Source organism: Curtobacterium sp. MCLR17_043, from assembly GCF_003224215.1.
In the GTDB taxonomy this organism is placed as follows: domain Bacteria; phylum Actinomycetota; class Actinomycetes; order Actinomycetales; family Microbacteriaceae; genus Curtobacterium; species Curtobacterium flaccumfaciens.
Window position 1 is genome coordinate 75,578 of the sequence record NZ_QKLH01000016.1, and the last position, 16,160, is coordinate 91,737.

A 16,160-nucleotide genomic window follows, 5' to 3' on the forward strand; every position below is an offset into this window, starting at 1 on the left:
TCTGCGGTGGACGCTACGACACGGGGCGCACGTCGCGCAAGAGCATTCCGGCGGTTTTGTGTAAGGTCATCGGCACGCCCTGATCGTCGGAAAGGTGGTTGCCGTGACGCTCGAACGCACCGGACAGCCGATCCGGATCACCGACGTGGCGGCGCTCGCCGGGGTGTCGATCGGCACCGCGTCGAAGGCGCTGAACGGCACCGGGCAGCTGCGGGACACCACCCGGCTGCGGGTGAAGGAAGCCGCCGAGAAGCTCGGGTTCGTCGGCGATGCCCGGGCCCGTGCGCTGTCATCCGGGCGGACCTACACCGTCGGCATGATCACCACCGACTCGTTCGGACGGTTCTCGATCCCGGTGCTGCTCGGCGCCGAGGACGCCCTGTCCGCCGGACGGATGGCCGTCCTGCTGTGCGACACCCGCGACGACCACGTCCGCGAGGCCCACTACCTGCGCTCCCTGGCGGCCCGCGGCGTCGACGGCATCATCGTGACCGGCCGCTCCGCCGACGCCCGACCCCCGATCGACGTGTCGATCCCCGTCGTCTACGCCTTCACGCCCTCGACCGACGACGCCGACGTGTCGGTCACCCTGGACGACGCCGCCGGGTCGGCACTCGTCGCCTCGCACGTGCGCTCGCTCGGGCGGCAGCGGGTCGCGATCGTGACGGGCCCGGCGCGACACCGGTCCGCGGCACGACGGGTCGCCGGTGCCTCGTCGGTCCTCGGGCCGCACCTGGTCACCGACCCGCTGTACGGCGAGTGGTCGGAGCGCTGGGGACGGCAGGCCGTGGACGTGCTCGCACGGGAGTCGCCCGACGTCGACGCGATCGTCTGCGGCAGCGACCAGATCGCCCGGGGCGTGTGCGACCGGCTGCGGGAACTCGGGCGTTCGGTGCCCGGAGACGTCGCGGTCACGGGGTTCGACGACTGGGACGTGATGGCGCTCGCCTCGAGGCCGCCGCTGACCACCGTGGACCTGCGGCTCGAAGAGCTCGGACGCGTCGCGGGGCAGGCGCTCCTCGCCCTGATCGACGGCGGGACGGCGTCGTCGGCGGCCGTGACCCCGTCGCTCGTCATCCGCGAGAGCACCGTCGGCGCGTAGGGCGCGCGGTCGGCGGTCGGGGCTCGGGGTTCGGGGCTTGCGAGGTCGCGCGAACTCGGCGGACCGGTCGCGGCGTGTCGTGCGACCTCGCTGGTGCTGGTGCTGGTGCTGGTGCTCGTGGTCGTGGTCGTGGTCGTGGTCGTGGTCGTGCTCGTGGTCGAGCGGTCACAACACCCCGTCCGCCGTGGTCGAGCGGTCACGACTCGTCGCTCGGCGCCCCTCCAGCCGACACTTCGTGACCGCGCGGAGGGGAGGCAGCGGGGTGTCGTGACCGTCCCGAGCGCCGCAGTTCGGGGTGTCGCGGGTTCTGAGAGTCGGTGGTCGGGACTTGCGCGGGTGCGGGGCAGTGAGTGGTCGGGACATGCGCGGGTGCGGGGCAGCGGGTCGTCGGGACTTGCACGGATGCGGGGCAGCGGGTGGTCGGGACTTGCGCGGGTGCGGTGTTGCGGTGGTCGCACGTCGTCGCCGGCCTCGTTCGTCGCGCGGTCACGACCCGTCGCGCGCGGGACGTCGAGTGGTCAGGAATGGTCGGCTGCGGAAGCGCCGGACGACGGTTCGTGACCGGTCGGGGGAACTGAGCGGGGTGTTTCGACCGCTGGCGGGACGGGCGCACCGGCGGCGCGCCGCGGCGTTGCACGAGTGAGCGCTCACGTGCCAGGATGTGAGCGCTCACTGAGGACGACGAGGTTCTGGAGGAACACATGGGTGACGACCGCCGACAGCGGATCGTGGACGGCCGCACCACACTCGGGATCGAGCTCGGCTCCACCCGCATCAAGGCCTGCCTGGTGGACGAGGACCTCGTGCCCATCGCGGCCGGTTCCCACGAGTGGGAGAACGAGTACGTCGACGGCCGCTGGACCTACTCGCTCGAGGCAGTCGAGACCGGACTCCGTGCCGCGTACGCCGCCCTGGTGGCCGACGTCGAGGCGCAGTACGGCGTCGCCCCGAGCACCTACCGGGCGGTGGGCGTGAGCGCGATGATGCACGGCTACCTGGCGTTCGACGCCGCGGGCGAGCTGCTCGTGCCGTTCCGCACCTGGCGCAACACCTCGACGGGGCCCGCGGCCGAACGGCTCAGCGAGGCCCTCGGGTTCAACATCCCGCTGCGGTGGTCGATCGCGCACCTGTACCAGGCGGTCCTCGACGACGAGCCGCACGTGGCCGAGATCGCCGGTGTGACGACCCTGGCCGGCTACGTCCACCGTCGTCTGACCGGCCGGAACGTGCTCGGCGTCGACGACGCGAGCGGCATGTTCCCGATCGAGGGCGGCCCCGTCGACAGCGGCCCCGGCGACCCGGGCGCGAAGGACTTCGACCACGCCATGCTCGCCACCGCGCAGGACCTGATCGGCGTGCCGGACCTGCGGTCCCTGCTGCCCGAGGTCCTCGTCGCCGGTGCCGAAGCCGGTGAGCTGACCCCCGAGGGTGCGGCCTGGCTCGACCCGACCGGCACGCTCGAACCCGGCGCACCGCTCTGCCCGCCCGAGGGCGACGCCGGCACCGGCATGGTCGCGACGAACGCCGTCGCCCCGCGCACCGGCAACGTCAGCGTCGGCACGAGCATCTTCGCGATGGTCGTGCTCGAGCAGCCGCTGACCACCGCGCACGAGGAACTCGACGTCGTCACCACCCCGGCCGGGGACGCCGTGGCGATGGTGCACTGCAACAACGGCGCGAGCGAGATCGCGAGCTGGGCCCGGGTGTTCGGCCGCTTCGCCGAGGCCTCGAGCGAGCGGACCGGCGCGACGCCGATCGGCATCGACGACGTCTACGCCACCCTGCTCACCGAGGCCGTCGCCGACGACACCGACCCGGACGCCGGCGGTCTGCTCTCGTTCAACTACCTGGCCGGCGAACCCGTCACCCACGTCGAGGACGGCCGGCCCCTGCTGCTCCGCACCCCCGGCGCACGCTTCACGCTCGGCAACCTGGTGCGCTCCGAGGTGCACGGCGCCTTCGCGACCCTGGCCATCGGCATGGACGTCCTGCACGGCGAACAGGTGCAGGTGGACCGGATGACCGCGCACGGCGGGCTCTTCCGCACGCCGGGCAGCCCGCAGCGGCTCCTCGCGGCGGCGTTGCGCGTGCCGATCGCGCTCGAGGAGACGGCGGGCGAGGGCGGCGCATGGGGGATCGCGGTGCTGGCCGCCTACCTCGAGCACACCGACCAGCTGCTCGCCGACTACCTGTCCGACACCGTGTTCGGCGGGGACGCCGTGCACGTGGCCGAACCCGAGCCGGCGGACGTCGCCGGGTTCCAGACGTACCTGGAGCGCTACCGGGCCGCGCTGCCCGTGCAGGACGTCGCCGCGGCGGCGACCCGCCCCAGCGCGACCACAGGAGCGACCGAAGAGACCGACGGCGCCGACCCGCGCCTCCAGACAGAGGAAGTGACCCGATGACGGACGCGATCGACGAGACCACACGCCAGGCGGTGGCGACGACGCGGGAGCGCGTCGCGCGCCTGCACGGCGAACTCGTCCGCTACGGCCTCGTGATCTGGACCGGCGGCAACGTCTCCGAGCGCGTGCCCGGCACGGACCTGTTCGTCATCAAGCCGAGCGGGGTGTCGAGCGACGACCTGACGCCCGAGAACCAGGTCGTCTGCACCCTCGACGGCGTGCCGGCCGAGGGCTGGGGCAACGAGCACGGCCCGTCCAGCGACACCGCCGCGCACGCCTACGTGTACCGGAACATGCCCGAGGTCGGCGGTGTCGTGCACACCCACTCGACGTACGCGACCGCCTGGGCCGCCCGCGCCGAGGCGATCCCGTGCGTCATCACGGCGATGGCGGACGAGTTCGGCGGCCCCATCCCGGTCGGCCCGTTCGCGATCATCGGCGACGACTCGATCGGCCACGGCATCGTCGACACCCTGAGCGGCCACCGCAGCCGTGCGGTCCTGATGCAGAACCACGGCGTCTTCACGATCGGCAAGGACGCGAAGGACGCCGTCAAGGCGGCCGTGATGTGCGAGGACGTGGCACGGACCGTCCACATCGCGAAGCAGGGCGGCGAGGTCGTCCCGATCCCCGAAGCAGACATCGATCGACTCTTCGATCGCTACCAGAACGTCTACGGACAGAACCCCGAAGGAGCCATGCGATGACGCAGGACACCCCGACGCACGTCGACCCGCAGGAAACGCTCGACAGCTACGAGGTCTGGTTCCTCACCGGCTCCCAGGGGCTGTACGGCGAGGAGACCCTGCGCCAGGTCGAGGAGCAGAGCAAGGCCGTCCACGCGGAGCTCGCCGGGCACCTGCCGGTGAAGCTCGTCTGGAAGCCCGTGCTCAAGGACGCCGACGGCATCCGCCGCGCGCTCATCGAGGCGAGCGCCGACGACAAGGTCATCGGCGTCACCACGTGGATGCACACGTTCAGCCCGGCCAAGATGTGGATCGGCGGCCTGCAGGCGCTGACCAAGCCGCTGCTGCACCTGCACACGCAGGCGAACGTCACGCTGCCCTGGGCCGACATCGACTTCGACTTCATGAACCTCAACCAGGCCGCGCACGGCGACCGTGAGTTCGGCTACGCCCTGGCCCGCCTCGGCGTCCGGCACGCCACGGCCGTCGGCCACGTCTCGGACCCCCGCGTCCAGCAGCGTGTCGCGAACTGGACCCGTGCCGCCGCCGGCGCCGCGGCCGTCCGCGAGCTGAAGCTGACCCGCTTCGGCGACAACATGCGCTACGTCGCCGTCACCGAGGGCGACAAGACCGAGGCCGAGATCGAGCTCGGCGTGCAGGTCAACACGTGGGCCGTCAACGAGCTCGCGGCAGCGGTGGACGCCGCCGCAGCGGACACGGCAGCGGTCGACGCGCTCGTGGCGACGTACGAGCGCGACTACGACGTGGACCCGTCACTCCGCAGCGCCGGCGGCGAACGGCACGCTGCGCTCCGCGACGGTGCCGCCATCGAGATCGGCCTCCGCACCCTGCTCGCGCAGAACGGCAGCGCCGCGTTCACCACGAACTTCGAGGACCTCGGCTCGCTCAAGCAGCTGCCGGGCCTGGCCGTGCAGCGACTGATGGCCGACGGCTACGGCTTCGGTGCCGAGGGTGACTGGAAGACGGCGGTCCTGGTCCGCGCGATGAACGTCGCCGGTGCCGGCCTGCCCGGTGGCGCCTCGCTGATGGAGGACTACACCTACGACCTCACCCCGGGCGCCGAGAAGATCCTCGGGGCGCACATGCTCGAGGTCTCGCCGACGCTCACCACCACGAAGCCGGCGCTGGAGATCCACCCCCTCGGCATCGGCGGCAAGGACGACCCGGTCCGCCTGGTCTTCACCGCCGACTCCGGCGAGGCCGTCGTCGTCGCGCTGTCCGACACCCGCGACGGCTTCCGCCTCACGGCGAACGTCGTCGACGTCGTGCCCCCGACCGAGGCCCTGCCGAAGCTGCCCGTGGGCCGCGCGGTCTGGGAGCCCCGGCCGTCGTTCCCCGTCGCCGCCGAGGCCTGGCTCACCGCCGGCGCCGCCCACCACACCGTCATGACGACGGCGGTCGGCCTGCAGGTCGTCGAGGACTTCGCGACCATGGTCGGTACCGAGTTCCTGGTCATCGACGAGCACACCACCGCACGCGGGTTCCGCGACGAGCTGCGTCTCCAGCAGACGTGGCACCGTCTCGACCGCGGCTTCTAGAGGAGTCAGGACCCACGATGGACGACGTGATCGCGGCCGAGCGCACCCGCACCAACTGGGCGGGCAACGTCACCTACCGCGCCTCGGCGCTGGCCCGGCCGACGTCGGTGGACGAGCTCCAGCAGCTCGTCGCCTCGACGCCGCGCCTGACGGCGCTCGGCTCGCGACACTCGTTCAACACCATCGCCGACACCGATGCCGTCCAGGTGTCACTGTCGGACCTGCCGCCCGTGCTCGACATCGACACGTCGCGTCGCGTCGTGCGGGTCGCGGCCGGCATGACGCACAGCCAGGTCGCGGCCGGTCTGGAGGCCCGTGGCTGGGCACTCGGGAACCTCGCGTCCCTGCCGCACATCTCCACGGCCGGGGCCGTCGCCACGGGAACGCACGGCTCCGGTGTTCGGAACCCGTCGCTCGCGCAGGCGGTGGTCGGCCTCGACGTCGTCCGCGCCTCCGGTGAGCTCGCGCACGTCGACGCCTCGTCGCCCGACGGGCTGCTCGACGCCCACCGGGTCGGGATCGGCGCGCTCGGCGTCGTCACCGCGGTGGAGCTCGCGATCGAGCCGACGTTCCAGGTCGCCACGACGGTGCACCTCGACCTTCCGTGGGACGCCGTCGCCGCGCGGTTCGACCAGGTGATGTCCGACGCGTACTCGGTGTCGATGTTCACGTCGTTCGACGACCGCGGTGCCCGGCAGGTCTGGGTCAAGCACCGCGTCGACGAGGCCGCACCGACCGTCGACCTCGTGGCCCTCGGAGCCCGTGCGGCCTCGGGTCCGGTGCACCCGGGTGCGAACGACCCTGCCGGGGTCACCGAGCAGGGCGGCGTGCAGGGGCCGTGGTCGGAGCGGCTGCCGCACTTCCGGTCCTCGTTCACCCCGTCGACCGGGGCCGAGATCCAGGCGGAGTACCTGATCCCAGCTGCCTCGGCGGTGGCGGCGCTTGAGGCGCTCCGACCGCTGGCGTCGCTGTTCGCCCCGATCCTCATCGCCGCCGAGGTCCGCACCATCGCCGCCGACACCGCGTGGCTCGCGCCCTCGTCCGGACGACAGTCGGTCGGCCTGCACTTCACGTTCCGTCGCGACCCCGCCGCCGTGGCCGCGGCAGTGGCCCGGATCGAGGACGTCCTCGAGCCGTTCGACCCGCGGCCGCACTGGGGCAAGGTCTCCGCCGCGAGTGCCGACCGGCTGCACGAGGCGTACCCGCGGCTGTCCGACTTCGCCGCACTCGCCCGGGACCTCGACCCCACGGGGCGGTTCCGGAACGCGTTCCTGGCCCGCATCCTGTCCTGACGCGATGGACAGGTGTCCCGCACCACCGGCTGTGGTGCGGGACACCCGGGTCCTCAGTCCTTGCGGGACAGGTCGATCAGGAGCCTGACCACGGTCACGAGCAAGCTCGCGATCCCCAGCCAGGGCACCCGACGCCTGGACCGATCATCGGTGTCGTTCGACATCGCTGACCTCCTGGTGTCGTCGCCGGCTGACACGAGGAGCTTCGGCCGAGGGATGCGTCGCCGAGCGGGCTCGGCTACCATCGGTTCCGAGCGTTGGACTCGGGATGGTTTACGCATCCCTTGGCTTTCCACTCGGAAGGCGAATCGAGGCCCGGAACTGTTGTCGCAGTCCCGGGCCTCACGCTTTCGCCCAGGTCGCGCTCCTGCGGTGACGCGACCGGAGCCAGCCTCCGTGCATGTGTCCGCTGAAATGCAGCCCGAATCTCACAGGGGATCCCCATCGGATGCCCTGGCGAACCCCCGCCTCGGTGCCGGTCGTCCACATGTGAGGACGCAAAGGTGGGGACATGGCGAACCTCAACCGCATCATCGGCATGGCCTCCAAGGTCATCGACAAGCAGCTCCAGAAGCGTGGGCAGGGGGGAACCGCGCCCGGCGCCGGATCGCAGCAGGGCGGAACCGACTGGCGCGGCCTCGTGCGCAGCGCCGCGGACAAGCTGACCGGCGACGACCGGAACCAGCAGCAGCCGCAGCAGCAGTACGGCCAGCCGCAGCAGCCCGGCCAGCAGCAGTACGGCCAGCCGCAGCAGTCCGGCCAGCAGCCGCCGCAGCACGGGGCCGACGCCGACAAGGTCGCCCTGGCGAAGTACGACTACCTGCTCCGCACCTCGTCGCCGGAGCAGCTCGAACAGGTCCACCACGACGCCTTCGCGCGGCTCACCCCCGCGCAGCGCCAGCAGGTCCGCGACCGCCTGAACTCCGAGCTCCCGCCCCACGAGCACCTGCGCGACGACTCGGCGGGCGGCATGGCCCGTGCGATGACCCGCGGAGAGATGTCGCGTCCGGGTCTGGTCCGACGGGTCCTCGGCGGTTCCGGCCGCTCGGGCAACGGCAACGGCCGCGGACGCGCCGGGGCGTTCGCCGGTGGTGCAGCGGTCGGCGCCGGCGCGATGGCGTTCGGTGGCCTCGCCGCCGCAGTGGCCGGGGGAGCGGTGCTGAGCGCTGCCGCCGGTCCGGTCCTGGCAGGGGCGGCCGACCTCGGCGTGGACTTCGAGGGCATCGCCTCGGGCATGGGCGACCTCGGGCTCGGTGACCTCGGCGGTGGCGTCGAGGGCGTCCTCGGCGAGGGCGAGCAGCTCCTCGGCGGGTTCGGCGAGCAGGCCGCGGGGTTCGGTGAGCAGGCGTCCGGGCTCGGCGAGCAGGCATCGAACCTCGGCAACGACTTCCTCGGTGGCCTCTTCGACCGCTGACGCGCTGCGGTGCGAACGCATCGGGAATAGCGGGACGGCGTCCGGCGCTTGCAATGTTTCGTCGTGCGTCGTCCGACGCACGCGAGATTCGGACGGGCCACCGTCGCGGTGTCAGGATGGACGCCGCCCGGCGGGTGAACCGTTCCGCCGTCGCAGCGACCGCCACCGCGATCGCGACCCCCTTCCCCGAGGAGCAGCACCGTCATGAGACGCCCCAACCGCCTGACGATCACCGCGGCCGTCGCCGCAGCAGCAGCCCTGGTCCTGACCGGCTGCTCGGGTGGGGGTTCGTCCGACGACGGCGCCGAGGGCACGGCCAAGGGCGGCACGCTCAACATCCTGACGCCGCAGACCTCGTTCCACCTCGACCCCGCGACCAGCCAGAGCCTCGGCATCACGTCGATGGGCCTCGTCGCCCGACGGCTCACCACGTGGGACGTCGAGCCGGGCAAGACGGCGAAGGTCGTCCCCGACCTGGCGACCAACACCGGGGTCTCGAGCGACGACGGCAAGACCTGGACCTACACGCTGAAGGACGGCGTCGAGTTCCAGGACGGCACGCCGATCACCACGAAGGACATCAAGTGGGGCATCGAGCGCTCGTTCGCGCCGACCCTGAGCGGTGGCCTGAGCTACCACAAGTCGCTCCTGGTCGGTGGTGACTCCTACAAGGGCCCGTTCGACGGCAAGTCGCTCGACAGCATCGAGACCCCGAACGACAAGACCATCGTCTTCAAGCTGAACGACGCGTACGGCGACTGGCCGTGGCTCGCGTCGATGCCCGCGTTCACCCCGGTGCCCGAGGGCGACGGCAAGGACACCGGCGCCTACGACCTGAAGCCGGTCGCATCCGGTCCGTACCAGGTGCAGTCGAACACGCAGGGCTCGCAGGTCACGCTCGTCCGCAACAAGAACTGGAGCGCGAAGACCGACGAGGTCCGCACCGCCGGCCCGTCGAAGATCGTCTTCAAGGAGAGCCAGGACCAGTCCACGGCGACGCAGACGCTCATCGCGGACAACGGCGACGCCAAGAACTCGTTCGGCGCCATCTACCTGGGTGCCGCCGAGCTCAACCAGGTGCGCAGCAACCCAGCCGCCCAGGACCGCCTCGCCACCTCGAAGGCCGGCCCGATCAGCTACATGGCGATCAACACGCAGCGCGGTGAGCTCAAGGACCTCAAGGTCCGCCAGGCGCTGCAGTACGCCGTCGACCGCAAGTCCTTCCGCATCGCCGCCGGCGGCGCGATCGCCGGCTCGTACGCCTCGACGCTCATCACCCCGGGCATCGCCGGACGCCAGGACTACGACCTGTACAAGACGAAGGCCACCGGTGACGTCGACAAGGCGAAGGAGCTGCTCAAGGAGGCCGGCGTCAGCAACCTGAAGCTGACCCTGGTCACCCAGAACGACCCGACGTACCTCGCCCAGGCCCAGGCGCTGCAGTCCGGCCTGAAGCGTGCCGGCATCGCCGTGACGCTCAAGCCGCTCGACTACGACTCCTTCACGCAGGCGACCACCAACGGCACCGACTTCGACCTGTCGCTATCGAGCTGGCAGCCGGACTTCCCGAGCGCGAACGCCAACCTGCAGCCCCTGTACGACTCGTCGCAGATCGGTGGCGGCGGCTACAACGTCTCGAAGTACAGCAACCCCGAGGTCGACGCCCTCATCGCGAAGGCCAGCTCCACGGTCGACCAGGACGACGCGCAGAAGCTCTGGGCCCAGGCGGACCAGAAGATCATGGCCGACGCCCCGGTCGTGCCGCTGATCTACGCGAAGCAGTCCTTCCTCGCCGGCTCGAACGTGCAGAACTTCCAGATCGCGGACTTCCCCGCGTACCCGAACTACCTCAAGGTCTCGCTCAAGCAGTGACCGAACCGATCCTGCAGGTCGAGGGGCTCCGCGTCGCGTTCGGCGACGCGGAGCCCGTCGTCCGTGACGTCTCCTTCGACCTGACGCCCGGCCGGGTCCTCGCCCTGGTGGGGGAGTCCGGCTCGGGCAAGTCCGTCAGCGCCATGAGCGTGCTCGGGCTCCTGCCGCCGCAGGCCTCGGTGTCGGGCAGCGCCCGGTTCCGTGGCGAGGAACTCATCGGTGCCCCCGTCGAGACGGTCCGCGCCGTCCGGGGTGCGGGCATCGGCGTGGTGTTCCAGGAGCCGATGAACTCGTTCACGCCCGTCCTGTCGATCGGCACGCAGATCGCCGAGGCCGTCCGAGCGCACCCGACCGGGCTCGACCGTGCCGGCGTCCGGGCACGCGTCGACGAACTGCTCCGTGACGCCGGCCTCACCGACCCGGAGCGCATCCGGAAGGCCTACCCGCACGAACTGTCCGGCGGCCAGCTCCAGCGCGCGATGATCGCGATGGCCCTGGCCGGCGACCCGGTCGCACTCTTCGCCGACGAGCCCACGACCGCGCTCGACGTCACCGTGCAGGCGGGCATCCTCGACCTGCTGCGGCGGCTCGGCCGCGAGCGCTCCCTCGCCGTGCTGCTCATCACCCACGACATGGGCGTGGTCGCGGACGTCGCGGACGACCTGCTGGTGCTGCGCCGCGGCGACCCGGTCGAGCACGGCACCGTCGCCGAGGTCTTCGCCCACCCGACCGCCGACTACACGCGCGAGCTCCTCGCGGCCGTCCCCAGCCTGGAGGCGCGTCCCGCGTCCGGCGTGCCACTCGCGTCGACCGAGACTCGGCCTGCCGGACCGGACTCGGCCCAGGGAAGCCGCGATCTGTCCGCAGACGCGAGCACCGTCTCGGCGGTGAGCGGCGAGGCGGACGCGAGTCGGGCCTCCCGTCCGCTCGTCGCGCGCCTGCGCGACGTCGCCGTGCGGTACTCGCGCCGAGGCGGGCCGACCGTGTCGGGCATCGACCTCGACCTGCACGCCGGCGAGACCGTCGGCCTGGTGGGCGAATCCGGTTCCGGCAAGTCCACGATCGGGCGGGCGCTCGCGGGCCTGGTGCCCGTCGTCGCCGGCTCGGTCGAGGTGGACGGCAGCGACCTGCGGACCGCTCGCGGACGACGACTGCGCGAGCTGCGCAGTCGGGTCGGCATCGTGTTCCAGGACCCGGCGTCGTCGCTCAACCCACGGCAGACCATCGGCTGGAGCATCGCGGAACCGCTGCTCGTGCACGGCACCGACTCCGCTGCGGAGCGGGCCGAACGGGTCCGTGAACTGCTGACCGCTGTACAGCTCGACCCGACGTGGGCCGAGCGGTTCCCGCACCAGCTGTCGGGCGGCCAGCGGCAGCGCGTCGCGGTCGCGCGTGCGCTCGCACTGCGGCCGGCACTCGTCATCGCCGACGAACCGACCTCGGCACTCGACGTGACGGTGCAGGCCGCCGTGCTCGACCTGCTCGCCGGGCTGCAGCGGGAGTTCGGCTTCGGCATGCTGCTCATCAGCCACGACCTCGCCGTCGTCCGCCAGCTCGCCGACCAGGTGATCGTGCTGCGCGACGGCCGGGTCGTCGAGCGGGGGAGCACCGACGCCGTGCTCGACGACCCGCACCAGGACTACACGCGCATGCTCCTCGCCGCAGCGCCCGTCGCCGATCCCGTGCGACAGGCCGCCCGCCGCGAGGCGTGGCGCGCGTGGGAAGGAGTGGCCTCGTGACGGCCAACGTCGTCGACCGACCGGTCGCACCGTCCGGCCGCACGACCGGCTTCCGGGCCGTCGTGCGACGGGTGCGGCAGGACCGCTGGGCGGTGGCCTCGGCCGTCGTCATCGCGGTGTTCCTGGTGGTCGCCGTGGCGGCCCCGCTCATCGCGAAGGCGTCCGGGCAGGACCCGTACTCGTACGACATCGACGCGCTCAACTCGTTCGGTGCGCCGCGCGGTCCGGGTGGCGGCATCAGCGGCGAGCACTGGTTCGGTGTCGAGCCCCTGACCGGGCGCGACCTGTTCTCGATCGTCACGTACGGTGCGCGGACCTCGCTCGGCATCGGACTCGCCGCGACCCTGGTGTCGATCGTCATCGGCGTCCTCGTCGGCGTCACGACCGGGTTCTTCGGCGGCTGGTACGACCGGGTGCTCTCGCGGGGCGTCGACGTGATCTTCGGGTTCCCGTCGCTCGTGTTCATGATCGCCCTCACCGCGATCGTCCCGTCGTCGTTCCCGAAGCCCGTGCTCGTCGTGCTCGTCATCGGGTTCTTCGGCTGGCCGGCCGTGGCCCGTGTGGTGCGGGGGCAGACGCTGTCGCTCGTCAGCCGCAACTACGTGGTCGCCTCCACCGCGATGGGCGCCGGACGGTGGCACGTCATCCGCACGCAGCTGCTGCCGAACCTCGCCGCGACGATCACCGTCTACGCCACCATCTCGATCCCGTCGATGATCGGTGCCGAGGCCGCGCTCTCGTTCCTGGCCGTCGGCGTCAACCCGCCGACGCCGTCGTGGGGTCGCAGCATCGGCGACGCCATCGGCTGGGTGCAGACCGACCCCATGTACCTCGTGTTCCCCGGAGCCGCACTGTTCCTCATCACCCTCGCCTTCAACGTGCTCGGTGACGCCCTGCGCGACGCCCTCGACCCGCGAGGGGGCACCGCGTGAACGCCGCCACCCTGCGCTTCCTGGCGATCCGCGTGCTCGGGGCCGCCGTCGTGCTGCTCGTCGTCGCGGCCATCACGTACGCGCTCTTCATGCTCCTGCCGACCAACCCGGCCCGAGCGATCTGCGACAAGCCCTGCACGCCGGACCGGCTGCGAGAGGTCCAGGCGTTCCTCGGCACCGACAAGCCCTGGCTCGCGCAGTTCGGCGCCTACCTGGCCGGCATCTTCACCGGCCGGACCTTCGGCAGCGGCAACAGCGTCATCGAGTGCGCGGCGCCGTGCTTCGGGTACTCGTTCCAGCTGCACGAGAGCGTCACCGAGCTGATCCTGGCGCGCCTGCCCGTCACCGCTTCGATCGCCGTGGGCGCTGCCGTGCTGTGGCTCGTCGCCGGGGTGTTCGGCGGCACCGTCTCAGCGCTGCGCCGCGGCACCTTCGTCGACCGGGCCGTCATGACGGTCGCGGTCGCCGGTGTCTCGTCCCCGGCGTACCTGGTCGGGCTGCTCGGCATCCTGCTGTTCGGGTTCGTGCTGGGGATCCTGCCGACCAGCGGCTACGTGGCCTTCGGTGACGACCCGGTCGGCTGGTTCACCCACCTGATCTTGCCGTGGTGCGTGCTGGCCTTCATCAGCGCTGCGATCTACGCCCGGTTGACCCGTGGCGAGATGCTCGAGTCGATGTCGCAGGACTTCGTGCGGACCGCCCGGGCCAAGGGGCTGCGGGAGCGACAGGTCGTCGTGCGGCACGGGCTCCGGACGGCGATCCTGCCCGTCGTGACGCTGTTCGGGCTCGACCTCGGGTCGCTGCTCGGTGGTGCGGTCATCACCGAGAAGGTGTTCTCGATGCAGGGCCTCGGCGCGCTGCTCATCGACGCGGTGCACACGCTCGACCTGCAGGTGGTCGTCGGCTTCACGCTGTTCTCGGCGCTGCTGATCGTCACGGCGAACGTGATCGTCGACATCGTCTACGCGTTCGTCGACCCGCGGGTGCGGCGCCGGGCGTAGGGCCGTTCGCACGGTGCGAGGTTGTTCGCCCCGTGCGGCGGAACAACCTCACACCGAGGGACCTACCTCGCACGAGACGGAACGGGCCAGCAGCTTCAGGCCGGGCGGTCGACCCTCAACCGGTAGACCGAACCGTCGTCGGTGCGCGTCAGGACGCCGAGGTCCACGGCATCCCGGCGCACGACGGAGACATCGGTCGCGAACATGCCGATGGCCGCGTTCAGGACGGCCTCCGGCACGGCTCGCTCCTGTCCGAGTCGCTCGAACACCAGCTCCACGATCCGGACGGACAGCGCATGTCGTTCGACGTCCTTCACCGGCATCCGCTCGATCCGGTCGAACTCGAGCACTGCTGCCGGCGACTGCAGCCGTTGGAGTTCGCGTGACGTCCGACCGAGCACCGACGCGTCGGGACCGTCGTCGGTGAGCCAGTCGAACGAGTCGATCGCTGCCCGGGTGCGGTCATCGACGGGGCTCCCGCCGAGCACCGCTGCTCGCAGGGTGGGGGACGCCAGGACGGAGACGACCTGACGCGCGCGCCCCACCACCCGGGCGACGTCCATCAGAAGTACGTGATGCCGTGCGGCGTCCGCGGCGGCAGCAGCATCGCGCGGAGCAGCTCCACCGACGCCGGGTCCGCAGCGCGGACGAGCCCCGCGGCGGCCAGGGTGACGGGGGAGACTGACCCGATCAGCAGCGCACCGAGCTCTGCGACGTCGAGCTGGACGTCAGAGCCGGCCACGTCGACGTCGTCGGCGATGCGCGTGACGGTGCCACGGGCCTCCTGGACGTCGAGGCGGTACGTGCCGGTGGTGAAGCCGAGCGCGTCGGTGACCCCGAGTGTCAGCGACCCGTCGACGGCGAACGGCCGCGAGGCCAGCACCGCCGGCACGTCGAGCACGCGCAGCCAGACGTGGTCCTCTTCGTGGTCGACGTCGTACGCACGGTTGTCGCCGAGCGCAGCGACGATCGGGTCGTCGAGGCGGGAGCGGTTGTACTTCACGACGTCGTTGAGGTCGATCGAGAGCAGGAACTCCCACAGGGCGGTGTAGGCCTGGTCGTCCGCGTACACCAGGTCGACGATCTCGAGCGCGGTGTCGGAGCCGCGGTCCTCCTTGACGCGCCAGGTCACGTAGCCGTCGATCTCGTCGGAGCCGTCGGGACGGTGCACCGCCGCACGGACGTCCTTCGCCTTCTGCCCGTCGTGGCCGAGCAGGCCGAACGCGATCGGCCAGGTGCCGGTGTTGCGGACCATCGAGCCGGGGGTGCGGACGTGGAACCGGTCGAAGACCGCCTTGCCCGGGCCGTCGGCCAGCCACTGCGGCGTGACGACCGACACCGTGCCGGAGGTCGGGGCGAGCAGGGGGAGCGCGCGCTCACGGCGGACGTGCACAGCACGCTCGCGGATGGCGCAGCCGAAGCCGAAGCGGCGGTAGATGGTGCCCTCGGACGCGGTCAGCGACGCGACGGCGTAGCCCTCGGCGACCCCGCGCTCGAGCGCGTGCGTCATCATCCGGCGCAGGATGCCGCGGCGACGCTCGGTCGGGCGGACGGTGACCGCGGAGATCGCCTGGGTGTCGACGGAGGACCCGTCGCCCCAGCTCAGCGCCTTGCGGAACCACGTGAAGGTGCCGGCCGGCCACGTCTCGTCGACGGACCCCGGGAACGGCTCGCGCACGTAGACCCCGAGGAACGTCTCTTCGTCGGCGATGAAGTGCGACGCCATGCGGGCTGCGCCCTCGGCGTCGGGGTCGGCTTCGTGGAAGCCCATCCCGACGGCCTGCATCCACGCTGCCGTCTCGGCGTTCGGTGCCCCCTTGTCGTCCGTCCCGGGCGCGAACTCGCGCAGCTCGTAGCGGTCGTCGAATGCCTCGTTGCTCACGTTCCGACACTATCGGGACCGGGTGACGTCGCGACAGGCGCGTGGTCGGTCCGGTCGGACTGGAGGCCCGGATCGCGTCCGGCGGACTGCCTGCGGGGTGCGGGTGGCCGGTTCGGGTGCCGGGTTCGGGTGCCGCGGACGCACGGTGCGGGACGTCGGGTGGCGGGCCGCACGGTGCGGGATTCCGGGTGGCGGGCCGCACGGTGCTGGGTTCGTCAGTGGGGGCGGCGGAGGTGGTTCGGTGCGGGGTCGTGGCGCTGTCTCTTATACACATCT

The 16,160-nt window shown here is 71.7% G+C and carries 12 protein-coding genes; 10 read left to right on the forward strand and 2 right to left on the reverse strand.

Annotated elements, in window-relative coordinates:
* The first annotated feature begins 103 nt into the window (after positions 1-103).
* The 10 genes from DEJ03_RS14905 to DEJ03_RS14950 all read left to right on the forward strand — a co-directional run bounded on the left by DEJ03_RS14905 (position 104) and on the right by DEJ03_RS14950 (position 14,002).
* Entirely contained in the window at positions 104-1,102 is a 999-nt protein-coding gene (locus DEJ03_RS14905; protein ID WP_110865212.1) for a LacI family DNA-binding transcriptional regulator, read from the forward strand.
* A 701-nt stretch (positions 1,103-1,803) separates the two neighbouring features.
* Positions 1,804-3,507, forward strand: coding sequence for a xylulokinase (locus DEJ03_RS14910; RefSeq protein WP_110865213.1), 1,704 nt, complete (start codon positions 1,804-1,806; stop codon positions 3,505-3,507).
* Positions 3,504-4,214, forward strand: coding sequence for an L-ribulose-5-phosphate 4-epimerase (locus tag DEJ03_RS14915; RefSeq protein ID WP_071247850.1), 711 nt, complete (start codon positions 3,504-3,506; stop codon positions 4,212-4,214). The genes DEJ03_RS14910 and DEJ03_RS14915 overlap by 4 nt, the downstream gene beginning before the upstream one ends.
* On the forward strand, positions 4,211-5,752 hold the full coding sequence (gene araA / locus DEJ03_RS14920; protein ID WP_110865214.1) for an L-arabinose isomerase: 1,542 nt from the start codon (positions 4,211-4,213) through the stop codon (positions 5,750-5,752). The genes DEJ03_RS14915 and araA overlap by 4 nt, the downstream gene beginning before the upstream one ends.
* A 17-nt stretch (positions 5,753-5,769) precedes the next feature.
* On the forward strand, positions 5,770-7,044 hold the full coding sequence (locus tag DEJ03_RS14925; RefSeq protein ID WP_110865215.1) for an FAD-binding protein: 1,275 nt from the start codon (positions 5,770-5,772) through the stop codon (positions 7,042-7,044).
* A 511-nt stretch (positions 7,045-7,555) separates the two neighbouring features.
* Positions 7,556-8,458, forward strand: coding sequence for a cation-transporting ATPase (locus tag DEJ03_RS14930; RefSeq protein WP_110865216.1), 903 nt, complete (start codon positions 7,556-7,558; stop codon positions 8,456-8,458).
* Between the two features lie 204 nt (positions 8,459-8,662).
* The gene (locus tag DEJ03_RS14935; protein WP_110865217.1) at positions 8,663-10,330 is read left to right on the forward strand and encodes an ABC transporter substrate-binding protein; all 1,668 of its coding nucleotides are present in this window, start codon (positions 8,663-8,665) and stop codon (positions 10,328-10,330) included.
* On the forward strand, positions 10,327-12,069 hold the full coding sequence (locus DEJ03_RS14940; protein ID WP_110865218.1) for an ABC transporter ATP-binding protein: 1,743 nt from the start codon (positions 10,327-10,329) through the stop codon (positions 12,067-12,069). The genes DEJ03_RS14935 and DEJ03_RS14940 overlap by 4 nt, the downstream gene beginning before the upstream one ends.
* Positions 12,066-13,001, forward strand: a complete 936-nt coding sequence (locus DEJ03_RS14945) for an ABC transporter permease (protein ID WP_110865219.1) — start codon at positions 12,066-12,068, stop codon at positions 12,999-13,001. The genes DEJ03_RS14940 and DEJ03_RS14945 overlap by 4 nt, the downstream gene beginning before the upstream one ends.
* Entirely contained in the window at positions 12,998-14,002 is a 1,005-nt protein-coding gene (locus tag DEJ03_RS14950) for an ABC transporter permease (RefSeq protein ID WP_110865220.1), read from the forward strand. The genes DEJ03_RS14945 and DEJ03_RS14950 overlap by 4 nt, the downstream gene beginning before the upstream one ends.
* A gap of 95 nt (positions 14,003-14,097) precedes the next feature.
* On the opposite strand, the gene DEJ03_RS14955 is transcribed toward DEJ03_RS14950, so the two are convergent.
* Together DEJ03_RS14955 and DEJ03_RS14960 are read right to left on the reverse strand one after the other, a co-directional pair.
* Positions 14,098-14,565, reverse strand: a complete 468-nt coding sequence (locus DEJ03_RS14955) for a DUF2087 domain-containing protein (protein ID WP_110865221.1) — start codon at positions 14,563-14,565, stop codon at positions 14,098-14,100.
* Positions 14,565-15,884 (reverse strand): GNAT family N-acetyltransferase, encoded by a 1,320-nt coding sequence (locus DEJ03_RS14960; RefSeq protein WP_110865222.1) that lies wholly within the window; start codon positions 15,882-15,884, stop codon positions 14,565-14,567. Before DEJ03_RS14960 ends, DEJ03_RS14955 begins: the two co-directional genes overlap by 1 nt.
* Between the last annotated feature and the right edge of the window lie 276 nt (positions 15,885-16,160).